Raw genomic sequence first — 21,251 nt, forward strand, 5'->3', positions numbered from 1 at the left:
ATTTAATCCAACTTTACTTTTGCGTATTCTATAAGTCCGCCAGCGTTTAGAAGCTCTTGCATAAACGGCGGTATAGGGCTAAATTTATACTCTTTGCCGCTAGTTAGATTTACGATCGCGCCGTTATCTATGTCTATTTTTAGCTCATCACCCTCGTTTATCTCGTCCGTTTCCTTGATCTCAAGTATCAAAAGTCCTGTATTAAAGCTATTTCTATAAAAAATTCTCGCATAGCTTTTAGCTATCACCGCGCCTATACCGGCGGCTTTAAGCGCGATAGGGGCGTGCTCGCGAGAACTACCGCAGCCGAAATTTTCGCCCGCTACGATAATGTCGCCCTTATCTATCTTGGAGCTAAAATTAGGATCGGCGTCCTCCATTATATGTTTTGCTAAGATATTTTCGTCGGAAGTATTTAAGTATCTGGCGGCGATAATTATATCGGTATCGATATTGTCGCCGAATTTCCAAGCTTTATTCATCGTTTCGCCTTTTTTGAATTTTCGAGATTTTAGCCAAAAGTAGCTAAATAATTCATCAAACGGCGAATAAAATTTGCGGCCCAAACGGCTAAAGGGCAAGGCAAAGGGTGCTAAACGCCCCTTTTATCTTTTTAAATTTAAAGAACACCTACCTAAGAATTTACACGCCGGGCAAAAACCTGTAACACCGACAATGATTGGGATTAGGCCGATTAACGCCCAGTAGCTCTCGTAAAAATACCAAACTACCGCCATAAAAACTAGCCCTAGTACGACCCTAATAATTCTACTTTTCACGCTTACCATATTTTTACCTTTTCTTAAAAATTTTATAAAGTGGGCAGTAGCCGTAATATCCCGTTAAAAGCGGAATTAGCCCGACCGTCCACAACCAGCAGTCACAAATAAATCCGAAAATAAAAAACCAAATCGCCGCTATAATCAAACGTATAGTTTTATCTAAAACGCTCATTTTATCTCCTTTAAGCTAAAGCTTTTAGCATTCCGTTCATAACCATAGGTTTAAATCCGTAAATTTTAACCAGCCAACTCATATAGCTCTCCCTGGTAGCGCCGAAGCACTCTAACGTCGGAGCCGTTCCCTCCCAGTCGAACTCTACCATTATAGCCTTGCCGTATTTGGTGATAAAAGGGCAAGCCGTATATCCGGTAAATTTCTCGCTAGGTTCTCGTCCTTTTATCGTATCGGCTAAATTTTTAGCTAAAATCGGATACATTTTCCTAACGCTAGCCCCCGTTTTGCCGGCCGCAAATCCGCAAATATCGCCGATACCGAATATATTTTTAAATTTAACGCTTTGCAAACTGTATTTATCGACGGCTAGGAAATTTAGCTTGTCGCCCTCTTTAGTTAGGCCGGCGCGAGCTAAAATTTCGCTTCCTTTTTGCTTAGGCGGCAAGTGGAGCCAGTCGTATTTTACGTCGATTAGCTCGGACGCGATTTTATCTTCGCCGTTTTGCCTATACGCCGTCCAAAACTCGAAAGTAGCGGTATTTGAGCTTTTATCGACGGCTACGATTTGGTGGCGAAGATTAAATTTTATCTTTCTTTTTATCATTATTTGAGTCATCGCCGCGGCATAAGTCGGATCGCCGAAAAGCTTGCCGCCGCCGACGTAAAGATTAACGCTGCCTTTATCGCGGTTGCCGGCCAACCTCAGCCTATCTTCGCTCATGCATGTTACTTTTTTATTAGCGCCGCTGCATTTCATCGGGGTTTTTTGGTCGCAAAATACCGCCGCGCCGCCGTTTTGAGAGAATTTTTTCATCAGCTCGTTGCTCTTTACGGCGCCTTGTAGAGTGTAGACGGAGGATATGTTGCCGCTCGTATCGTTAATATCCTCTAAGCTTAGCCCCTTAACGGCTTCAAAGTCGTATTCCACGCCGCTTGCTACGATTAGATAATCATACCCCAGCTCGCTCCCGTCGTCTAAGACGAGCAGATTGGCTTCGGGCTTTATCTCCGATACGTTTTTGCGTATCCACTCGGCTCCTTGCGGGATATAATCCGCTTTTTCGTAAACGACGTCGCTAGCTTCGTAAATTCCGACGGCGATTAGCGTAAAGCCAGGCTGATAGTAAAATTTCTCGTCTTTATCCACGAGAATTACCTTGGCGTTAGGCATATCTCTTCTAAGTTTAGCCGCCAACGCGATACCGCTAAGTCCCGCGCCCATTATGACGATTTTAGAATTTATATCGTCGTTTTCGCCGCCCGTTGCCGAGCAACCGCTCATACTCGCGGCTAGTCCCGCGGCCCCCATTAGCTTTAAAGCGTCTCTTCTTTGCAGTCCTTTCATAAATTCTCCTTTCAAACGAGTTTATGAAATACTACCTAAAAAAGGCCGCCCTATCAGTAACAAAGTTACCTTAAAACGAGAATTTTAAGAAACAAGCCTTATTTCGCCGCGGCTTTGCGTTATTTGCCCGCTTCTCTCAAGCTCTTTTAGCACCCTAGATACCGCTTCTCTAGCGCTTCCTAGATGATTCGCCAGCTCTTCGTGCGTTATTTTTATAAAATTTTCGTTTAGATTTTCGATGCTTTGGGATAAAAAATTCATAATCCGCGCCGAAAGCGGCGAAAACAAAGCCTGTTCCATAACGTTTATCGTTCTGGCAAACCGATCGGCTACGATTTTTAGAGTAAAATTTAAAACGCTCGGATATTTTTCTTTAAGAGGTTTGTAAATTCGCGCCGGAATAACGATGATCTCGCTATCTTGCTCGATTTCGACGCTTACTTTATTTTCTAGCGAATTTATAGAACACGTATCGCACAGCACGCAACTCTCGTCTTTAGTTAGCCTAAATATCGTTATTTCCTTTGCGTTAGACGATACGAACGCCCTTAAAACGCCTTTTAGTATAAGGATAAATCCAAAGCAATCGTTTCCGGAGTAAAATATATCGCCCTTTTTTACGGTTTTTAGATACGCGTTAGCAAAGATCGCATTTAGATCCTCGCTTGCTAGATCGAAATTATTCGTAAATCTCTCGCGCAAAATTTCTTTTAACTCTTCGCTTAGCATTTTGCCCTTTCGTGACTTCGTTACAAAAATTTAACCTTATTATAGGTAATATTGCATAAAAATTTAATACGAAAAGAAAAACAATGCACGACGTTAAGAAAAACGACCCACAAAGCAAAATAAAATCGCTGCCGATTATGCTTTTCGCCGGTACTATGGGGCTTGGAGGGCTTTGCGCGGCTTATAAGAAACTAAGCGAAATATTTGATTTACCGAGCGAGATATTCTCGGCGCTTAGAGCGCTAGACTGCACGGTATTTTGCCTACTTTCGGCATTTTACCTCTTTAAGCTTTTAAAATTTAAAGAAGAAGTAAAGGCCGAATTTTCGCACCCTATAAGGATAAATTTTTTCGGCGGATTTATCATCTCGCTTTTTCTTTTAGCTCTAGCCTACAAAGACGCGCCGCGACTATACTACTCGCTTTTTTACGCGGCTTTAGGCTTGCAAACGATTTTTACGCTTTACGTAATTTCTTTTTGGATCGACGAAAAATTCGATATCGCGACACTAAATCCGGCATGGTTTATCCCCGTAGTGGGCAACTTGCTAATCCCGATCATAGCCGAAAAATCTCAAGCGATCTGGTATTATTTTAGTTTGGGGCTATTTTTCTGGATTATTTTATTCGCCGTTATATTTTATAGATTAGTCTTTTGCGATAAGTTAGCCGACAAATTCGTCCCGACGCTAGTCATTACGCTAGCGCCGCCGGCTATGGCGTTTTTAGGATACGTAAAATTAACCGAGCGATTCGACGCTTTTGCGGCGATACTACTTAATATAAACGTATTTTTCGCCGCGCTTATACTTTTTTCGTATAAAAGATTTATTAAACTCAAATTCGCCCTATCGTGGTGGGCTTTTACCTTCCCGACGGCCGCTAGCTCCATAGCGTTTTTAAAAGCTTACGAAATTACGCAAAGCGATTTTTACTTAGTTTTAGGAGTCGGCGCTTTTGCAGCCCTAGTCGCTTCGATTTTGATAGTCGGATTTTTAACGGTTAAATCTATAATAAACGGCGAAATTTTTTCGGAAAAATAGCCTTAGCTCAAAAATTCACTTTAGTAGTATTCGTAGCTAATTTCTAGCTTTTTATATAGGCCGATTTCCGTTATGTCGCCGTTTTCGTAATATTTGTCCGCGGGCTTAAATTTGACCGAGGTTTTACGCGTCAAATTTCCTCGCTCGTCCCTCGTTATATCTTTAAACTGCAATATTTGCCAGATTTTTGCCTCAAGGCCGAAGTAATTTACCGACGTATACTCCATCTCGTCGCCGTTTGCGGCGTAGTAATAGACCCATTTTGAGTTTGGGGCTTGCGTGATTTTTTCGTATTCGCCGTTTGGCTTGCGCTCGAAGCTTATCTCTATGGCGTTGCGCGGCTCCATATTATTTTCTATCCGCGTTAAAACGCCCTTTTCGTCGTAGACGTAGCTATCGTCCATCACTAGCGTCCCGCCCGAATACGCCGCCCTAGCGATCATTTTGCCGTCCTTGCCGTAGGTAATTTTCTCCATGCGGGGGTAAAATCTATCCTCCACATGCTGCTCTTTGGCCGTCGCGACTAAATTTTCGCCGTCAAATTCGTATTCGTAGAGATAAACGGCGCTATCTTGATATTTTTTGCGTATTAGCCCGTCTTTGCCGTACTCAAACAAAACCGAGCTGTTCGGCGCGCCGTTTATGTGCTCGGTTTCTTGCACTATATAGCCGTTTTCGTTAAACTCCGTTCGCTTTACGCGCGTATTTTCTAGCGTGCCGGAGCCGTCCGTAGAGTATTCGTACTCCGTAGCCGTCATGCTTTTGACCTCGCCTTTTAGATCCTTTTTGCTCCAATCGCTTTGCGGTAAAACGGCCGAGTTTAGATAGCAAACCGCCGATGCCACCGCTAAAGTAGCTTTTAAAATTTTCATTTTTATCCTTTTTTAAACCAAGCAATCATAAATTATTTTAGATTGAATTTCGCCTAATTTAGCCCCAAAAGCGGCAATACCGGTAAAATCCTATCTTTTACGAGTTTAAATCCGCGCTTGAAGAGGCGAATTTTCATTTCGGCAGTTTATTAACTTAAGCTTCATTTGCCTTTTTTAAAATTTCCATCATCTCTTCTTCGCTAAGCGGCTCAACCAGTATATTTGCGGCGTCTATGAAGCGATATTTTTCTTTTGGCAGATTTGCCATAAAAGCGCCATATTCGCATTCGCCAAGCACGTGCGCGTCCCTATCGTCTAAGCCGACTACTAGCGTAAGTATCCAGCGAGAGACCTTGCGCTCTCCTAGAACTTCTTGCGCCTGCCACGACGGAGAAGGGGCGTAAGGCAAGATAGTCGGTAAATTTTCGCTAAGCGTATATGCGCCAAAAATTTCGTTGCCGTCTTTATCTTCGTATAAATTTTCTCTTGCACTATAAGCGTCAAGATACTGCACCTGCCTCATCATCTCATCAAATTTAGCCGCAGGGCTGGCACTTGCAAAAATTTCATCTATCATAACCGCGTCAAACGCCACATCGTGCTCCACGCCATAAATATAAAGCGTTTGATTTTTCTCTTTTGCGTCCTTTAGAGCTTCAAGTCCACACATTATGTCGGCTTCATAATCAAATTTTAAAATTTGCTTTTCATCGTAAATTTCCTCGTTGTCGCACTCTATTGGTGAGCCAGTTTGGGCTGAGAGCTTTGAGAGTAGCTCAAGCACGATCTGCCAGTCGCCAACGCCGCTTGGAGTACAGACTCGGACGATATATTTGCCGTCTTCGTAGTTTAGTTCAAACCCGCGAGCGCTCTTTTGCCATACGCCAGCAATCATCACGTTTTCGTTTAGCGAAAGCTCGCTCGGCTCGTCGTTTTGGCTATTAAAAAAGCAAAATCCCTCTATAAACTCTGAAATTTCACGCTCGCTTAGCGCCTTTTCATATCCACCCAAAAGCTTCTTTTTATTTTTTACCTTAAATGTTATGCTCATAAATTCTCTTTTGCCTACTCTAAAACGTCATCGCTTGATCGCACTGCCTAACCCACTCGGACAAGATATCCATGCTACCTTTCACCTCAGCCTCGAAATAAGGCTCTCCCGCATGCAAACCGCACCTCGTTTGGCAGCTACCGCAAACCTTTAACATAGCGCCGCTAGCGTAAAGCTCTTTTAACATCGCTACTAGATCTACGTCGTAGTTTTCCGGCTTTTTGGTGCTATTTCGCGCAAGATCGACCGCGTCGTTCATTAGAAAAATTCTAACCTCTTCGCCTTTTTCTTTTAGCGTTTTAGCTAGCCTTAATGCGTTGTAAGCATTGTCGGTACCGTTGTATGGTTGATTTGTAAGTATAAATAGAAATTTTTTCATCTTTTTCTCCTTTTGCCAAAAATGTAGTGCAAACCGGACAAATTTTAGCCAAGCTATATAAAAAGAGGCTAAATTTATCTAAAAAGTAAAAGTACGCCGATCGTGCAGACGATAATGGCGGTGCAAATTTCAAGTAGCCTTAGGTGCGTTTGTAAAAATTTCTTTAGCATAGCTCCGCCGAGTGCGTAGATATTTAGCGAACAAAACTCGATGAAAACGAGCGTTGCCGTGATCGCGCACATACGAGTTAGGCTAAAGGGATCGTCTTTGTCCAAAAATGTAGGCAGTAAAGCCGAGAAAAATATCCATGCCTTTGGATTTGTGACGCAAACGATGAGGCCGTTTATAAACATCTGCTTTTTACTTGGTAAATTTGAGACGTTTGTTACGCTAAGCTCGCCCTTGCCAAAAAGAAGCATCGCGCCAAGATAGAGCATATAAAGCCCTGCGATGATGTTTAGCGCCTTAAATGCATACTCAAAATGATGAAGCACCGCGCCCACGCCAAGCATACAGCAAAATGCCACGAAAGCAAGCGAAAGAAGCTGTCCGGTCATCATAATAAGCGAGTGCTTGTAGCCAAAGCTCATACCGATACTCATCGCATAGGTCATGTTGATGCCTGGCATTAGCGAGATGGGAGCAAGCGTGGCGAAAAAGAGTAAGAAGTCCATAAAAAGCCTTGAAATTTAGCTAACGAATATAAAATTTTAAGCTATAAATCAGATCCAGCGATCAAATTTATAGCTTAAATTTAAAAGGCGGACTAAGCCGCCTCTTTTTTAGTGAGTTAAGAAATACTCTTGAATTTTGGCTTTGTCGCTTGTTTTTGTAAGCGCAAGCATCAAAAGCACTCTAGCTTTTTGCGCGTTTAGATTATCGCTTGTTAAAAAGCCGTATTTTGCGTCATCAACTTCGCCGTTCATAGTTGTCTCGCCACTTCCTACACGTGAGTCACGAACTACCACTACGCCAGCTTTTGAAGCCTCACCAAGTGCGTCAAGTACGCTAAAGTAAGGGTTGCCATTGCCAAGACCAGCACTAACGATACCTTTTGCGCCGTTTTTAACAGCTATGTTTACAAAGTCAGGGTTGTCATTTGCATGAGAGTAGATGATATCGACTCTTGGAAGCTCTTTTACACCCTCTAGGTCAAATGCTGATTTTGCTGTGTGTTTTCTGATCGGATTCATATAGTATTTTACGTTGCCATAAAAGACTGTGCCGATCTTGCCGCTGTTTGGTGATTTAAATGTATCAACGCCTGTTGTGTTGGTTTTTGTTACCTCTCTAGCAGCGTGAATTTCATCATTCATAGCGACCACAACACCCTTGCCTACGCTATCTTTACTAATAGCTACGTTTACAGCGTTAAATAAATTTAGTGGACCGTCTGCGCTTAGTGAGCCGCTATTTCTCATCGCACCTACAAGCACGACTGGCTTGTCGCTTTTAACGACCAAATTTAGAAAGTACGCCGTCTCTTCCATAGTATCCGTTCCGTGAGTAACGACGATACCATCAGCCTTGCCACTATTTAGAAGCTCATTTATTCTATTAGCAAGCTTTAGCCAAACTTCGTTGTTCATATCCTGTGAGCCGATATTTGAAATTTGCTCGCCTTTTATGGTGGCGATCTTGTTGATATCTGGCACAGCTGCGATTAGTTTATCGACCGTAACAGTTCCAGAAGTATAGCTCGAATCAAGCGATCCTGAGCCGCTTCCCGCTATCGTTCCACCAGTAGCTAGTATGTAGATGGTTGGCTTTGCAACCGCTAAAGTAGCACCTAAAATCATGAGTAACACCGCCTTAAAGATTAAACGCATTTTAGCTCCTTTGCATTAAAATTTGCAAAGTCATTATAATGCCATTTATTTAAAAAAATTATTAACTTCTAAATTTTATATTTATTTAAAAAATTCTTATCAAAAACATATAAATTCCGGTTGAAATAACTATGCTAAGAAGGGTATTTTTGAATTTCAAATGCACCAAAACAGCCGTAAAAACCGCCACTATCTCGCTTAAGCCATATGGATACTCGCTAAATTTCGTATCTTTTAAGCCGTAGCAGACCAAAACAACCATTATCATCATGCCCATATGCTTCTCAATGGCGTCTAAATAAGGGTTTGGCTTATAGTTTCTTAATGCATAAAATGGCGTTGCCCTAGTTATAAAAGTAGCCAAGGCGCTTAAGAGTACCGCCACAAAAAGCACCATCTCACTTGAGCTTACACTTATCAAATTTTATCCTTAAACAAAAGCAAAAATACAAAACAAAGTGCCATTGAGCCAACAAGCACAAATTTAGCTTGAAATAGGCTCACTCCAAGCACACCAAAAAAGGCCGCTGCAAAGAGCACGCGGTAGTTTTTATCATTTTTAAATATTTCAATCACAATAACTATAAAAAGTGCCGTTAAGCTAAACTCAAGCCCTTTTGTATCGGCCTTTATAAGATCGCCAAGAAGTGCTCCAAGCAGCGTCCCAGCCGCCCAGTATGACCACGAAAGGAGATTTAACCATGTAAAGACAAAGCTTCGATCACTAGCCTCTTTTAGCCCTAAATTTTTAAATATCGCAAAGGTCTCATCTGTTAGCAAAGCGATGTTTAAAAGCCTAAATTTGATCCCACTATACTCTTTTAAAAGTGAAATTCCATAAAAAGTGTGACGCAAATTTACAAGGTAGCTCACTATAAATACCTCAACATAGCTCGTGCCGACGCTAAAGAGCGAAAGCATCATAAACTGCGCTGCTCCACCATATCCAAGCATACTAAGCGCTATGGCGATAAATGCGCTAATGCCCATGCTTTTAGCCAAAATGCCAAAGGCGATGCCAAGAGGGAAAAAACCCATAAAGATAGGAATGGATAGTTTAAAAACGTAGTTAAATGTCAAAATTTTGCCTTGATAAAAGCCGAAATCTTAGCAAAGATTTGAAAAATTTATAGTAAAAATAGAGTTAAATTTTATAAAATAATAGAAATTTTTGGAGTTAAAAGACGAAAAAGGTAATTTTAATTTTATTTTGTATTCTATTTTCTTGGGGTAAAAATTTAGATAACGCCAAGCTTGAAAATGAATGCGCTTTAAATAACGTAGAAAGCTGCACCGATCTTATATATATCTACCTTGACAAAAATGAGCGCGATAAAATGTCAGCTATGGTAAACAAGGCCTGCGAGCTAGGCAATCCACATAGCTATCTATTTTTAGGAAATACATATCTACAAAAAGACACTCTAGCACAAGAGAAAGAAGAAGGGCTTAGGCTTTATAATAAGGCTTGCGAACTAAAAAATGCATTTGCTTGCTATACTCTTGCACTCATCTATGAAACTGGAGATGCTGGTATATTGCAAGATAAAAATAGAGCAAAAAACTACTACAAAAAAGCCTGCGAGTTTGATTTAAAAGAAGCATGCAGTAGCTTAAAAATTTCTCAGTAACTTTCATTCTTGCTCCTAAAAGCAGAAATTTTAGACGAGATGTGCCAAATTTTAATTTAGCCCAAATTAATGAGTCTATTTTATCGAGTCCTTGCCTTTTGATGTTTTATTTAAAAAGCAAAATACCTCAAGTGTAAAAGAAAGTAGAATAAGCCCAACGATAGCTAGAGTCGCGTTCATACTACCTACCTTTTAAGCCCATTTACTATTTCAAGCATCGAATCACTCGTAGTTATCGCCTTTGAGTTTGCCTCGTATGCGCGCTGACCAGTGATAAGATCAGTCATCTCTTCAACCAACTGAACGTTACTCATCTCAACAAACCCTTGTCTGATCGTACCAAGTCCGTCAAGTCCTGCCACGCCTACCACCACGTTACCGCTAGCGCTTGTTTCTAGGTAGTTATTATCACCCATTGAGTGAAGGCCAGCTGGGTTTATAAAATTTGCTAGCTCGATCTGACCTATCTGAGCCATCTCTCTCTCGCCTGCTTGGAGTACTGATACGGTGCCATCTGTGCCGATAGAAATTTGCGTCGCATTTGCAGGGACTGTGATCTGCGGGATTAGCTGATAGCCATCGCTATTTACAATAGTGCCGTTTGCATCAAGCTTAAATGCACCATTTCTAGTATAGGCTGTCGTGCCATCAGGGAGTTGAATCTGAAAAAATCCGTTGCCAGCTATTACCATATCTAGGTTATTGCTGGTCTCTTTAAAATAGCCCTGAGAGAAAATTTTATTTATCGCCGTTGGGCGCACACCAAGACCCACCTCGATACCTGTTGGGCTTGTGGTAGTCTGGCTTGTAGCCGTACCTGCGTACTCCATGACTTGATACATAAGATCAGCAAATTCAGCCCTATTTTTCTTGTATCCATAAGTATTTACGTTTGCGATGTTGTGTGAGGTTACGTCTATCTGCGTCTGCTGGGCTATCATGCCAGTGGCCGCAGTGTAAAGTGATCTCATCATAGTTTTATCCTTTTATTAAGCTTTTAGGGCTAGTTTTTGAACAGCATCTTGGTTAAGGTCGCTCATGTGGCTTGTCATAACCTTTTGATACATATCAACTAGGCGTTGGGTTTCTATTAGACCGACCATTTCTAAAACTGGGTTTACGTTTGACATCTGGGCATATCCTTGCATCACACTATCAGCTTCGTCAAGCTCATTTATGTCGTCAAAATTTCTACTCTCAAAGAGATTATCTCCGACTTTTTTTAGGTCTCTTATCTCTCTTGGCTGAGCGATAAAAAATTTAGAAAATTGATTGTTATTTGAGTATAAATTTCCATTTTTATCAACGGTTAGCACCTCGCCTTGTGGCACTTGGATGCCTCTTTGACCAGGGTTTTGCGCCTCGTAACCACTTGGCAAAACTTTATAGCCCTCTTTTGTGACGATATATCCATCGCCATCAAGACTAAAAGAGCCATTTTTGCTAAGTTTTACACCATTTGGGGTATCAACTAAGAAAAATGCATCATCTCTTTTTATCGCAAAGTCAAGCGTGTTTGAGCTGTACTTAAAACCACCAGCGCTAAAGTCGGTGTACTCTTCGCTCACTTGTGGCACGCGGTCAAGCGTTCTATTTAGAAATTTAGCTCCGTCTTTTGTGTGATTTTTAAGTGGAAGCTCATCTTGTGTCTCTTTAAAAATTCTCGCAAAGTCACCGATAACTACGTCATTTCTCTTGTAGCCGATTGTATTTACATTTGCAAGATTATTTGAGATCACATTTAGTCTGTTAAACTGCGTTACCATGCCAGCAGTGGCTTGATAATAACCATTTTGCATAAATTTTCCTAATCAAATTTTGATTTTTATAGCTACTAAGCAATCATCGTTCCAACTTTGTTTTTATACACATTTACAAAATTTGGGTATAATCCACTTTCTTTTAAACAACACTTAAATCACAATTAGACGATTCGAAAGGAAATTTATGAGCGCCGCAAAAGACTCTTTTTCTCAGATAGAAGAGCTTTTCGCTGAAAATGCAAAAGGCTTTTTGACATACGAAAAATTAGTAAAATTATTAGACAAAGCTCCGACTGCTACGATAGTAAAAAAGATAGAACAACTAGCAAAAACAAATAAAGTCCAGCTCATCACATCTGCTGAGGCCGCAAAGCTTAGAAATTTAGCTGATGCTAAAAAACGCCAAGAAAATGCTCAAAAGAGCGATCAAGATATCGACGAAGATCTCGATCTTTCTGGTGAGAGCGATCTTTTAGAGTGGTCAAGATCTGATAGTCCAGTGAGGATGTATCTAAGAGAGATGGGGCAGATCGCGCTTCTTACAAAAGATGAGGAAGTTGAGATCAGCAAAAGGATCGAGCTTGGCGAAGATATAATTATAGACGCATTTTGTTCGGTGCCATTTTTGATCGATTTCATACTTGACTATAAAGAGCCGCTCATCAATAGAGAACGCCGTGTAAAAGAGCTTTTTAAGAGCTTTGAAGACGAAAGTGAAAACGAAGAAAATGAAGATAGCGAAGACGATATAGACGACGAAGATGAAGAGAACGAAGAGAACGAAGCTCCTAAAAAATCAGCTAAAAACGACAAGCGCGCTGAAAAAGTCATAGAGAGTTTCAAGGCCCTTGAAAAAGCTAAAAAAGAGTGGCTAAAGACTGCAAATAAACAAGATAAAGTTGAGAGCGACGACACAGCTTCAAAGATGACGCTTGCATTTAAAAAGAAAATTTTAAAAGAGAAGCTAATGGATCTTGGTCCAACAAGCAAGCTAATTAGCGAGATCGTAAAATCAATGGAGACAGCGCTAAAAAGCGACGATGAATTTGATAGAGAGCTAAAACGCTTAGAGTATCGCTTGCCAATGTTTAGTGATGAGCTTAAGAAAAATCACAAAAGCATACTAAAAGATATCATCAAACTTAGCAAAGAAGAGATCGCAGCTCGCGTGCCAGAGGCTACGATGGTCTCAACCTACGTCGAGATCAAAAAGCTATTTACTACAAAAGAGGCGAGCAAACAGGGCTTTGATCTTGAACCAACAAGACTAAAAGAGATTTTAGAGCAGATCAAGCGCGGAAAGAAAATTTCTGATGAGGCAAAAGCTAGAATGGCTAAGTCAAACCTCCGTCTAGTCGTAAGTATCGCGAAACGCTATACAAACAGGGGTTTGCCATTTTTGGATCTCATCCAAGAGGGCAATATAGGCCTTATGAAGGCGGTTGATAAATTTGAATATAGAAAAGGCTATAAATTTTCAACCTACGCCACATGGTGGATCCGCCAGGCTATATCACGTGCGATCGCCGATCAGGCAAGGACGATTAGGATACCTATCCACATGATAGAGACGATAAATCGTATCAACAAAATCAACCGCAAATACCTCCAAGAAGAGGGAAAAGAGCCTGATGTAAGCGTCATCGCAAAAGAGGTTGGACTAAGCGTTGATAAGGTAAAACAAGTCATCAAGATCACAAAAGAACCTATCAGTCTTGAAGCTCCGATCGCAAACGAAGAGGACGGAAAATTTGGAGATTTTGTTGAGGACAAAAGCTCACTTTCTCCGATAGAGCAAATTTTAAAAAGTGACCTTAGAGAACAGATAGACGATGTGCTTTCGCAGCTAAATGAGCGTGAAAAAGCAGTCATTTCGATGAGATTTGGCTTGCTTGAAGATGAGAGCGACCGCACACTTGAAGAGATCGGCAAGGCCCTAAATGTCACTCGTGAGCGTGTCCGCCAAATAGAAAGCTCAGCTATCAAAAAACTAAAACACCCAAAAGTTGGTAGAAAACTTAAAAACTACATCGAGGGCTAAAAGCCCTTTTTTTTCTTTTGCGTGTTTTCTTTAAAATTTTTCTCTTTAGCTTTCTAAAATTTAAATTTGATAATTTTTAGCAATAAAAACTTTACTAGCAACCTACATTGATTTTATTATTGAAAGGCTGGATTCAGCCCTCATTTAGCCATTAGACCAACTTAAAAATACAAAAAACTTAATATTTTTTAAAGAATAAAGTTAGATAAAAAGAATTTACCGGCACAAGACCGGTAAAAATTTATTCGGCTAGAAGTTTATCTAGTTTTGCAGCCAAACTCGTAGTATCATGAGCTTTGGCTAAGCTCGCAGCATGTAGCTTTAAATTTGCTTGTAAATTTTCTTCCAAGCTCTTTGCGATATCGCTGCTATCAAGATTTTCTACACTATTAGCATTTGCCACACTTCTTGCAGCTAGAGCATTTATACCTCTAAATACAGCATTTTGTGTTGATCCGATCTCTGAGCGAAGTGAATTTATATTTTTTAAAATTTCACCTGTATTTGAGCCGTCATCTTTTACATTTAAAAGAGCATTTGTGCCCAAATTTATATTTTTTGTACTCTCGCCTGTAAAAAATCCAAGCTCAGCATCAAATATGTTTTTGCCGTTAAATTTAGCCTCTTTTACGCTATCATTCATAGCATTTCTTAGTGCGTTGATTTCGCCCTTTATGCCTTTTTGTTCATTTGCTGAGAGAGTAGGATTTGTAAGCTTACTTGAAAGCTCGCCTATTCTATCTGTACTTTTACTTAAATTTAAAAGCGTTGAATCAGCGATTTGAAGCATACCGATCATGTCGTTTGCATTTGCCAAACCTTCGTTCAAGACATTTGTTTGCGAAAGCAAACTCTCTGCGATTTGCAAATTTGCACTTGATGCTTTGATCTCGCTGTTTGCAGAGATAGCATTTAGCGCTTTCTTCTCGCTATTTTTTGCTTGATCTAAATAATAGTTTCCTGAAGCCTGGTTTGCAGTATAAGTTCCTAACTTCATAACAACTCCTTTTTAATAATTCGCTGTGGATTCTACTATAAATTCTATAAAAAGTTGCAAAATCTCTATAAAATCCATTTTTCTTTACTCTTCTAGCCTCACTGCAACTGATTTTTTATGAGCAGTTAGCCCCTCGGCTTCGGCTAGCTGCATACATGATTTGCCAAGATGCATGATACCTTTTCTACTCACTGATATGATAGAGCTTCGCTTCATAAAATTTTCAACTCCAAGAGGTGAGTAAAATCTCGCACTTCCGCCAGTTGGCAATGTGTGATTTGGTCCAGCGATATAATCTCCCATCGCTTCAGGCGTAAAGTGTCCAAAAAATATAGCGCCAGCATGAGTCACATCATCGATATAGCTCAAAGCATCGTTTGTAGCGATCTCTAGATGCTCGACAGCGAGCTCATTCATGAGAGCAAAACACTCTTTTAGATCTTTTGCTACTATTATTGCGGCTTTGTTTCTTATACTTGCACCTGCGATCGCTTCACGTTTTAGTGTCTTTAGCTCATCTTCGATGTGTCTTTGCACCGCTCTTGCAAAAGCCTCTACTGGTGTTATCAAGAAGGCACTTGCTATCTCGTCGTGCTCGGCTTGTGAGAGTAGATCGATCGCTATATGACGAGGATCAGCGCTATCATCAGCGATCACACCTATCTCGCTTGGACCAGCGATCATGTCAATATTTACGTCGCCATAAACTAGCTTTTTAGCAGTCGCTACGTAGATATTGCCAGGTCCTGTGATGACATCGACCTTTGGCACCGTTTCGGTTCCGTATGCCATCGCTGCGATCGCGCTTGCGCCGCCTATTTTAAAGGCTGTCTTTATACCACAAAGGTGCATTGCAGCAAGAAGCAAGGTATTTACCTTGCCATTTGGCGCTGGAGTGCACACTACGATCTCTTTTACGCCAGCTACGATCGCTGGGATCGCATTCATAAGAAGCGAGCTAGGATAAGCCGCCTTACCACCCGGGATATAAAGGCCAGCGCGGTCAACCGCTGTGTATTTTGCACCAAGCAAGATATCATGCTCATCTTTATATGTCCAGTCATTTGGCTTTGTTCGCTCATGATAGCTTTTTATCCTATCGTGAGCTAAATTTAAAGCTACTCTCAAAGCATTATCTAGCGAATTATAGGCAGCCTCCATCTCTTTAACGTCGATTATTATGTCGCTTTTACTTGTAACGTTAAATTTATCAAATTTAGCTATCTGCGCAAAAAGTGCACTATCGCCATCTTTTCTTATCTCATCTATTATTCCAGCAACCACCGGCATTACAGCACTCATGTCATTATCACTTCGTTTAACCAGCTGTAAAAATTTACTCTCAAAATCAGCGTCACTACTATGAAAAAATTTCATTTATGCTCCTTTAATTTTATTTTTCTATCATATCTTTGTCTTTGTGTAATGTTACCTAAAATTCCACCCTGATGGATGTATAAAATTTGATCCCCAAACTTATTTAAATTTGCAAAAAGCGTGATAAAGCCAACAGGGTCATACACTAGGTCAAATTCCACGCCGCTTTTGCAAACCTCTAGCCAAATTTCGTAAAGCTCTGGGTATAAATTCCCAAAATGATACTTCTTTGGTGGATTTAAAATTTGAACTTTGCTATCTTTATCCAGCTCATAAATTTGCTTTTTTAGATAGTCGCTGTCCCCCACGCAAGGAGTTGTAAAAACCCTAAGATCGGTATGCTTTGCCAGATAACATGCACTTGTACCTGTGCCAGATGGCAAAAAAATATCAGGCCTTATGCCGCTTTTTTTGCTCCACTCATTTATCTCATTTGCCTGCGTGATAAAGCCAAGCTCAGCCTCACTTTGTGCCACGCCCTCGTTTATAAAAAGTGCATTTTGGCTTCTAGCTAGATCTTTAGCAAATTTCTCACGCTCATCTTTTATAAAAATTTCCATACCATTTTCAAGTGCAAATTTGAAATTTCCAACCGGATTTTGCTCTAAATTTGAGCTTAGATGAGAGACGACGTAGTAAAATTTAAGCCCCTTTAGCTTAGCAAAAAGGCTTAGACTATACATCGCATTTGACTGGCTTGAACCGTGAGATACGATGGCTTTGACGCCACTTAGATCAGCGTTTAGAAAATACTCTAGCTTTCTTGCTTTGTTGCCGTTAAACTCACCTAGTAGATCATCTCTTAAAAGCCAAAATTCTCGCCCTCTTAAGCAAATTTTATCAATCACCCTTAAACTCCAAAAATTTCTCTATCTCGTTGATAGCCTCTTTATTTGAGAGTGAAAATTTGATCTCTATGCGTCTTGAAGCATCCTTGTCCTCGGCTCCGTCTTTAAAAACTAGCTCATTATAGCTTCGTCCGCTTGCAACAAGCAGCTTTCTAAGGCGAGTATCGCCATCAAATGAGTTTATAAACTCCATCACCGCGTATGCTCTTTTTTGCGAAAGCTCTAAGTTATAAATATAGCTTCCATCGCTATCTGTAAAGCCTTCGATTATGATTTGATCAATATTTGACGCAATATCCTTATCATTTAAAAGTACGTCGAAATATTTACTAAGCGTGGCCTTTAACTCCTCTTTGACCTCTTCTTTTAAGACTGCACTACCTTTATCAAAAAGTACTGAGGAGCTAAGCTTTAGCGCGCCTGAGTTTGGATCGATCTCGATGCTAGATCCCAGCCTATCCTTTAGGGCTGAGATCACTTTTACTCTGATACCGGTTAAATTTTTTACCCTGTCACGAGTGACGTTTAGATCCCTTAAAAGCTCGTCATATCTAGCCTCTCTTTGGCTTACTTGCTCGAGCAAAAATGCGATCTTGGCTAAATTTTTCTCACTGCTTTCGTTTGCGTCGCTAAGCGCTCTATCTTTTGATGAAATTTCATCATTTAGCACGATCATCTTTTGATTTAGATCAAAAATGCTGGCATTTAGCTCTTTTATGCTCGCATTTGCGTCCTTGTTTTGCTCTATAAGCTGGGCCAGTTTTTCTTTTAGGGCGTCTATTTGAATGACAAAAATTTCATTTGATTTTTTTAAATTTATGTTTTCGTCGCTTATCTTTGAAAGCTCTCTTTTTAGGGCTTCATTTAGCTCTTCAAGGGTGAAATTTTTACCCTGGGCGTCTTTTAAATTTGCTAAAGCTGCGATGATGGCTTGCTCTTTATTTTCAAGAGTGTTTTGAGTTAGGACGTATTTTACGACGACAGTGCCGATTAGCAGCATAAAAACAAAGAGCAGACCCGCCATCAAGTCCGCGTACGAAACCCAAAAGCTCGATTGATCCTCGTTATTTTTGTTTATTTTCATTGCACTAGATTTTCGATTTTTTCTATTACAGAATTTGCTTCTTTATCGATTTCGTCTATGTTTTTCTTAAGCTCAGCGATGAGGCTCTCGCGCTCTTTTTCACGCTCCAAGCTCCTGCCCTCTTGCTCATATGCGGCCTTAAATATCGTCGCACTCTCTACGAGCGAAGCCCTAAATGCCTTTAATGCGTCGTTTTGCTCTTTCATGAGCGAGTAAGAAAACTCCCTTAAAACCTTGTCAAAGCTCTTTATGGTCTGCTCAAATTTAAGCTGGCTCTCTTTTGTAGCATTTAAATTTCTACTAAAAATTTCGCCAAGCTTTGCATGCTCAGTTAAAATTTTAACCTCCATATCTTTAAAAGCATTAGAAAATGCGCTTACTGCCTTTAGCATATCAGAGTGGATTTTTACAAATTCATCTTGTTTTAGGCTAGCTTCATTTAGCATCTTTAAATTTGCGCTAAGCTCTACCTTGCTTTGATTTATGATATTTTTCTCAACCTCGCAAAGCTCTTTTAGTCTGTCAAATTTTTCATTTACCTGATCGTTTAAATTTCTTAAAAATTTATCGTCAAGCACCATTTTAAAAGCGTCATGGCTATCTCTAAAGTAGCCTACAGATGCTTTCATAAAATTTGCATTTAGTTCATTTTCCTGCCAGAAAAACTCACGGCTAAGCTCTTTTTGCTCGCTGTAAAATTTCTCAAATTTACTAACACCTATCTTTTCAAAAAACATCCACCAAAGTGCTAAAAAAATACCATAGATCGATACATAAAACGCCGTAGCCACGCCGTTTAGTAGTATAGCGATCTCTTTTTCAAGACCATCTGTAGTATTTGAGCTAAACTCTGGCATGGAGATAGTGATACTGATAAATGTACCCAAAATTCCAAGCATAGGAAAGACTGCTTGGCCGATATTTGCTAGGTTGTCATTTCTAAAATTTCTTGTGTAGTTCTCGAAAAAATCTTCAAATTTAGCGTTTGCCTTTTTGACGCTTGAAATTTCAAAGAGATGCGAGATGATAAATTCTTTTAGCCTTATCTTGTACTCTTTGGCATTTGCTAAGAAATTTGAGTAAGCTACCAAGGCGCTGTGACGTGAAAAGATAAAAGCGACAAAGAGTATAACGCCCATCATCACGATGGTGTGAAGCTTCATCTGAAAATTTATAACGCCAAGATACGCCAGTATCGCCAAGATGTAGATAGCTAAAGGGATAAAGATAACTTTAAAAAAGACAAAGAAAGAGTGAGCTTGGCGCTCTTTTGGCACGCTTAGCTCACTAAAATCATTTTGATTTTGCATAGGATTAGTTCCTATTTAGGCAGTTTAAGTCGCTAAAAGCAGTCTGAAGACGCTTAACCATGCTCTCCTCGCCACTTCTTAGCCATTTCCTTGGATCGTAGTGTTTTTTATTTGGCTTGTCATCGCCCTCTGGGTTGCCGATCTGACCTTGCAAGTATGCTCTATTTTTAGCCTCATACTCGCGTACGCCGTCCCAGAAAGCCCACTGAGTATCGGTGTCAATGTTCATCTTGATAACGCCGTAGCTTACAGCATTTTTGATATCTTTTAGCTCGCTGCCACTACCGCCGTGAAATACAAAATTTACAGGCTTATCGCTTTTTGTGTTGAATTTCTTAGCAACATAGGCTTGTGAGTTTTTAAGAATTTCTGGTCTTAGCACGACATTACCCGGTTTATAGACGCCGTGAACGTTGCCAAAACTAGCTGCGATGCTAAATTTATCACTTATCTTACTTAGTCTTTCATAAGCAAGCGCAACGTCTTCTGGCTGAGTGTAAAGAAGCGCATTATCAACACTTGTGTTATCCACACCATCTTCTTCGCCACCAGTGACGCCAAGCTCGATCTCTAGGCTGATACCAAGCTCGCTAAGCTCTTTTAGATACTTCTCGCACGTGCTTAAATTTTCGTTGATATTCTCTTCGCTAAGATCAAGCATGTGAGAGCTAAAAAGTGGCACGCCGTGAGTTTTTTTATACTCATGGCTTGCTTTTACTAGCTCATCTATCCAAGGCAAAAGCTTTCTAGCAGCGTGGTCAGTGTGTAAAATGACTGGCACACCATAAGCCTGGGCAAGCAGATGAACATGCTTTGCTCCAGCGATCGCACCAAGAACGGCTGCGTTTTCGCAGGCTTTACCAGCGTAAAAACTTGCACCGCCATTACTAAACTGAACGATAACAGGCGAGTTAGCAACCTTTGCTGCTTCTAAAACAGCATTTACTGAGTCGCTACCCACGACATTTACAGCAGGTATTGCAAAACCTTGCTCTTTGGCATAAGCATAAAGTTTTGTTACATCATCTCCGCTTAAAACACCAGGTTTTACGATATCTAAAACGCCCATTTTATCCTCCAAATTTTATTTGTATTCTATCTTTGCTTTTTGGCGTAGAGCTTCACTTTTTTGTCTAACAGCAGCTTGGAATTTCTCCATTTTTACAGCTTGCTCAATCTCTGGTTTTGCTTGCTCAAAGCTTACAGTGCCAGCAGCTTTGCCATCTTCTTTTAAGATAACATGGTAGCCAAACTGAGTTTTAACTGGTTTAGTTGAAACTGTGCCATTAGCCATTGAAAATGCTGCATCTGCAAAAGGTTTTACCATTTGGCTTTGACCAAACCAGCCAAGCTCTCCACCGTGTGCTGCTGAGCCTTTGTCGATTGATTTTTGGCTTGCTAGCTCTGCAAATTTCTTAGTTAGTGCCTCACCTTTTAAATTTTTAAGTTGAGCGATGATGTCGTTTGCTGTTTTTTCATCTTCAACTAGGATATGCCTTGCTTTTGCTTGAGCTGGTTGGTTCATACTTGCTTTGTTTTTATTGTAAAAATCTTTTAGTTCGTTATCACTTACTTTTATGCCGTCAAAAAGCTTTCTCATATAAAGCTCAACTGCAATGCCTTCTTGCGCTGCTTTTACAGCTTTGATGTACTCTACATCTTTTTCGATACCGCTTGACTTAGCATCTTTTAAAAGAAGTTTTCTATTTATTAGATCGTCTATTATACGTTTTTTCTCATTTGGTTGAAGCTTGCTAGCGTCAAATCCTGGCATGGCTGCTGATAAAAGGCTTGAAATATCGCTATCGCTTATAGCATCACCATCAACTGTTGCAACTACTGCTGCATTTAGAGTAACAGCTGCCGCTAAACTTAAAACTGCTGGAAACAAAAATTTTTTCATATAAATCCTTTAAAAAATTGATTTTATGGGCAAGATTATATCAAATAAAGCGATAACTTTTCATTTAACTTAAGAAAATAAGGTAAAATACG

The 21,251-nt window shown here is 40.3% G+C and carries 24 protein-coding genes; 3 read left to right on the top strand and 21 right to left on the bottom strand.

The window, feature by feature from the left end:
* Window positions 1–2: 2 nt before the first annotated feature.
* From CYP28_RS05815 to CYP28_RS05835, 5 genes are all read right to left on the bottom strand, one after another.
* Complete coding sequence (locus tag CYP28_RS05815; protein WP_103593490.1) at window positions 3–482, bottom strand: 3-isopropylmalate dehydratase small subunit; 480 nt, start codon at window positions 480–482, stop codon at window positions 3–5.
* Window positions 483–605: 123 nt separating this feature from the next.
* Window positions 606–788, bottom strand: coding sequence for a YgaP family membrane protein (locus CYP28_RS05820; protein WP_103593465.1), 183 nt, complete (start codon window positions 786–788; stop codon window positions 606–608).
* 4 nt (window positions 789–792) lie between these two features.
* Complete coding sequence (locus tag CYP28_RS05825; protein ID WP_021091464.1) at window positions 793–954, bottom strand: YgaP family membrane protein; 162 nt, start codon at window positions 952–954, stop codon at window positions 793–795.
* A gap of 10 nt (window positions 955–964) precedes the next feature.
* Window positions 965–2,302 carry an NAD(P)/FAD-dependent oxidoreductase gene (locus tag CYP28_RS05830; protein ID WP_103593466.1) on the bottom strand — a complete coding sequence of 446 codons (1,338 nt, stop codon included), beginning with the start codon at window positions 2,300–2,302 and terminating at the stop codon, window positions 965–967.
* Window positions 2,303–2,386: 84 nt separating this feature from the next.
* Window positions 2,387–3,031, bottom strand: a complete 645-nt coding sequence (locus CYP28_RS05835) for a Crp/Fnr family transcriptional regulator (RefSeq protein WP_103582985.1) — start codon at window positions 3,029–3,031, stop codon at window positions 2,387–2,389.
* Window positions 3,032–3,114: 83 nt separating this feature from the next.
* Between CYP28_RS05835 and CYP28_RS05840 the strand changes: the two genes are divergently transcribed.
* A complete protein-coding gene (locus CYP28_RS05840) occupies window positions 3,115–4,074 on the top strand; it encodes an SLAC1 anion channel family protein (protein WP_103593467.1) in 960 nt (319 codons plus the stop codon).
* 20 nt (window positions 4,075–4,094) lie between these two features.
* Here the strand turns inward: CYP28_RS05840 and CYP28_RS05845 are convergent, their stop codons facing one another.
* The 7 genes from CYP28_RS05845 to CYP28_RS05875 all read right to left on the bottom strand — a co-directional run bounded on the left by CYP28_RS05845 (window position 4,095) and on the right by CYP28_RS05875 (window position 9,285).
* Entirely contained in the window at window positions 4,095–4,946 is an 852-nt protein-coding gene (locus CYP28_RS05845) for a hypothetical protein (RefSeq protein ID WP_103593468.1), read from the bottom strand.
* Between the two features lie 154 nt (window positions 4,947–5,100).
* The gene (locus tag CYP28_RS05850; RefSeq protein WP_103593469.1) at window positions 5,101–5,997 is read right to left on the bottom strand and encodes a DUF4299 family protein; all 897 of its coding nucleotides are present in this window, start codon (window positions 5,995–5,997) and stop codon (window positions 5,101–5,103) included.
* A gap of 19 nt (window positions 5,998–6,016) precedes the next feature.
* Complete coding sequence (locus CYP28_RS05855) at window positions 6,017–6,376, bottom strand: DsrE/DsrF/TusD sulfur relay family protein (protein ID WP_072594648.1); 360 nt, start codon at window positions 6,374–6,376, stop codon at window positions 6,017–6,019.
* A 74-nt stretch (window positions 6,377–6,450) separates the two neighbouring features.
* The gene (locus tag CYP28_RS05860) at window positions 6,451–7,050 is read right to left on the bottom strand and encodes a LysE family translocator (RefSeq protein WP_103593470.1); all 600 of its coding nucleotides are present in this window, start codon (window positions 7,048–7,050) and stop codon (window positions 6,451–6,453) included.
* Window positions 7,051–7,158: 108 nt separating this feature from the next.
* The gene (locus CYP28_RS05865) at window positions 7,159–8,205 is read right to left on the bottom strand and encodes a type II asparaginase (RefSeq protein WP_103593471.1); all 1,047 of its coding nucleotides are present in this window, start codon (window positions 8,203–8,205) and stop codon (window positions 7,159–7,161) included.
* A gap of 85 nt (window positions 8,206–8,290) precedes the next feature.
* The gene (locus tag CYP28_RS05870) at window positions 8,291–8,626 is read right to left on the bottom strand and encodes a branched-chain amino acid transporter permease (RefSeq protein ID WP_103593472.1); all 336 of its coding nucleotides are present in this window, start codon (window positions 8,624–8,626) and stop codon (window positions 8,291–8,293) included.
* On the bottom strand, window positions 8,623–9,285 hold the full coding sequence (locus CYP28_RS05875; RefSeq protein WP_103593473.1) for an AzlC family ABC transporter permease: 663 nt from the start codon (window positions 9,283–9,285) through the stop codon (window positions 8,623–8,625). Before CYP28_RS05875 ends, CYP28_RS05870 begins: the two co-directional genes overlap by 4 nt.
* Window positions 9,286–9,542: 257 nt before the next feature.
* On the opposite strand from CYP28_RS05875, the gene CYP28_RS05880 reads away from it, so the two are divergent.
* Entirely contained in the window at window positions 9,543–9,836 is a 294-nt protein-coding gene (locus CYP28_RS05880; RefSeq protein WP_103593474.1) for a tetratricopeptide repeat protein, read from the top strand.
* A gap of 185 nt (window positions 9,837–10,021) precedes the next feature.
* Here CYP28_RS05880 and flgG read toward each other — a convergent pair whose 3' ends face one another.
* Window positions 10,022–10,810 carry a flagellar basal-body rod protein FlgG gene (flgG, locus tag CYP28_RS05890; RefSeq protein ID WP_021091447.1) on the bottom strand — a complete coding sequence of 263 codons (789 nt, stop codon included), beginning with the start codon at window positions 10,808–10,810 and terminating at the stop codon, window positions 10,022–10,024.
* Window positions 10,811–10,825: 15 nt separating this feature from the next.
* Window positions 10,826–11,635 carry a flagellar hook-basal body protein gene (locus tag CYP28_RS05895; protein WP_103593475.1) on the bottom strand — a complete coding sequence of 270 codons (810 nt, stop codon included), beginning with the start codon at window positions 11,633–11,635 and terminating at the stop codon, window positions 10,826–10,828.
* 148 nt (window positions 11,636–11,783) lie between these two features.
* On the opposite strand from CYP28_RS05895, the gene rpoD reads away from it, so the two are divergent.
* Complete coding sequence (gene rpoD / locus CYP28_RS05900; protein WP_103593476.1) at window positions 11,784–13,640, top strand: RNA polymerase sigma factor RpoD; 1,857 nt, start codon at window positions 11,784–11,786, stop codon at window positions 13,638–13,640.
* A gap of 241 nt (window positions 13,641–13,881) precedes the next feature.
* Here rpoD and CYP28_RS05905 read toward each other — a convergent pair whose 3' ends face one another.
* The 7 genes from CYP28_RS05905 to CYP28_RS05935 all read right to left on the bottom strand — a co-directional run bounded on the left by CYP28_RS05905 (window position 13,882) and on the right by CYP28_RS05935 (window position 21,159).
* Window positions 13,882–14,637, bottom strand: coding sequence for a flagellin (locus CYP28_RS05905; RefSeq protein ID WP_180997946.1), 756 nt, complete (start codon window positions 14,635–14,637; stop codon window positions 13,882–13,884).
* Window positions 14,638–14,721: 84 nt separating this feature from the next.
* Window positions 14,722–16,014: a histidinol dehydrogenase gene (hisD, locus tag CYP28_RS05910; protein WP_103593477.1), complete on the bottom strand. Its 1,293-nt coding sequence runs from the start codon at window positions 16,012–16,014 to the stop codon at window positions 14,722–14,724.
* Complete coding sequence (locus tag CYP28_RS05915; RefSeq protein ID WP_103593478.1) at window positions 16,011–16,862, bottom strand: pyridoxal-phosphate dependent enzyme; 852 nt, start codon at window positions 16,860–16,862, stop codon at window positions 16,011–16,013. The genes hisD and CYP28_RS05915 overlap by 4 nt, the downstream gene beginning before the upstream one ends.
* Window positions 16,855–17,946, bottom strand: a complete 1,092-nt coding sequence (locus CYP28_RS05920; RefSeq protein WP_103593479.1) for an OmpA family protein — start codon at window positions 17,944–17,946, stop codon at window positions 16,855–16,857. Before CYP28_RS05920 ends, CYP28_RS05915 begins: the two co-directional genes overlap by 8 nt.
* Window positions 17,943–19,256, bottom strand: a complete 1,314-nt coding sequence (locus CYP28_RS05925; protein ID WP_103593480.1) for a MotA/TolQ/ExbB proton channel family protein — start codon at window positions 19,254–19,256, stop codon at window positions 17,943–17,945. The genes CYP28_RS05920 and CYP28_RS05925 overlap by 4 nt, the downstream gene beginning before the upstream one ends.
* A gap of 4 nt (window positions 19,257–19,260) precedes the next feature.
* Window positions 19,261–20,325 carry a class II fructose-bisphosphate aldolase gene (fbaA, locus tag CYP28_RS05930; RefSeq protein ID WP_103593481.1) on the bottom strand — a complete coding sequence of 355 codons (1,065 nt, stop codon included), beginning with the start codon at window positions 20,323–20,325 and terminating at the stop codon, window positions 19,261–19,263.
* Window positions 20,326–20,340: 15 nt separating this feature from the next.
* Window positions 20,341–21,159, bottom strand: a complete 819-nt coding sequence (locus CYP28_RS05935; protein ID WP_103593482.1) for a peptidylprolyl isomerase — start codon at window positions 21,157–21,159, stop codon at window positions 20,341–20,343.
* Window positions 21,160–21,251: the final 92 nt, after the last annotated feature.

This window comes from Campylobacter concisus, assembly GCF_002914195.1.
In the GTDB taxonomy this organism is placed as follows: domain Bacteria; phylum Campylobacterota; class Campylobacteria; order Campylobacterales; family Campylobacteraceae; genus Campylobacter_A; species Campylobacter_A concisus_M.

What these genes read in the sequence shown, in the direction of transcription:
- CYP28_RS05935 (WP_103593482.1), bottom strand. Translation starts at nt 21,159, where the DNA reads ATGAAAAAATTTTTGTTTCCAGCAGTTTTAAGTTTAGCGGCAGCTGTT.
- CYP28_RS05925 (WP_103593480.1), bottom strand. Translation starts at nt 19,256, where the DNA reads ATGCAAAATCAAAATGATTTTAGTGAGCTAAGCGTGCCAAAAGAGCGC.
- CYP28_RS05905 (WP_180997946.1), bottom strand. Translation starts at nt 14,637, where the DNA reads ATGAAGTTAGGAACTTATACTGCAAACCAGGCTTCAGGAAACTATTAT.
- CYP28_RS05865 (WP_103593471.1), bottom strand. Translation starts at nt 8,205, where the DNA reads ATGCGTTTAATCTTTAAGGCGGTGTTACTCATGATTTTAGGTGCTACT.
- CYP28_RS05840 (WP_103593467.1), top strand. Translation starts at nt 3,115, where the DNA reads ATGCACGACGTTAAGAAAAACGACCCACAAAGCAAAATAAAATCGCTG.
- CYP28_RS05815 (WP_103593490.1), bottom strand. Translation starts at nt 482, where the DNA reads ATGAATAAAGCTTGGAAATTCGGCGACAATATCGATACCGATATAATT.
- CYP28_RS05850 (WP_103593469.1), bottom strand. Translation starts at nt 5,997, where the DNA reads ATGAGCATAACATTTAAGGTAAAAAATAAAAAGAAGCTTTTGGGTGGA.
- CYP28_RS05895 (WP_103593475.1), bottom strand. Translation starts at nt 11,635, where the DNA reads ATGCAAAATGGTTATTATCAAGCCACTGCTGGCATGGTAACGCAGTTT.
- CYP28_RS05920 (WP_103593479.1), bottom strand. Translation starts at nt 17,946, where the DNA reads ATGAAAATAAACAAAAATAACGAGGATCAATCGAGCTTTTGGGTTTCG.
- CYP28_RS05825 (WP_021091464.1), bottom strand. Translation starts at nt 954, where the DNA reads ATGAGCGTTTTAGATAAAACTATACGTTTGATTATAGCGGCGATTTGG.
- flgG (WP_021091447.1), bottom strand. Translation starts at nt 10,810, where the DNA reads ATGATGAGATCACTTTACACTGCGGCCACTGGCATGATAGCCCAGCAG.
- rpoD (WP_103593476.1), top strand. Translation starts at nt 11,784, where the DNA reads ATGAGCGCCGCAAAAGACTCTTTTTCTCAGATAGAAGAGCTTTTCGCT.
- CYP28_RS05845 (WP_103593468.1), bottom strand. Translation starts at nt 4,946, where the DNA reads ATGAAAATTTTAAAAGCTACTTTAGCGGTGGCATCGGCGGTTTGCTAT.
- CYP28_RS05880 (WP_103593474.1), top strand. Translation starts at nt 9,543, where the DNA reads ATGTCAGCTATGGTAAACAAGGCCTGCGAGCTAGGCAATCCACATAGC.
- CYP28_RS05855 (WP_072594648.1), bottom strand. Translation starts at nt 6,376, where the DNA reads ATGAAAAAATTTCTATTTATACTTACAAATCAACCATACAACGGTACC.
- CYP28_RS05835 (WP_103582985.1), bottom strand. Translation starts at nt 3,031, where the DNA reads ATGCTAAGCGAAGAGTTAAAAGAAATTTTGCGCGAGAGATTTACGAAT.
- CYP28_RS05860 (WP_103593470.1), bottom strand. Translation starts at nt 7,050, where the DNA reads ATGGACTTCTTACTCTTTTTCGCCACGCTTGCTCCCATCTCGCTAATG.
- hisD (WP_103593477.1), bottom strand. Translation starts at nt 16,014, where the DNA reads ATGAAATTTTTTCATAGTAGTGACGCTGATTTTGAGAGTAAATTTTTA.
- fbaA (WP_103593481.1), bottom strand. Translation starts at nt 20,325, where the DNA reads ATGGGCGTTTTAGATATCGTAAAACCTGGTGTTTTAAGCGGAGATGAT.
- CYP28_RS05820 (WP_103593465.1), bottom strand. Translation starts at nt 788, where the DNA reads ATGGTAAGCGTGAAAAGTAGAATTATTAGGGTCGTACTAGGGCTAGTT.
- CYP28_RS05830 (WP_103593466.1), bottom strand. Translation starts at nt 2,302, where the DNA reads ATGAAAGGACTGCAAAGAAGAGACGCTTTAAAGCTAATGGGGGCCGCG.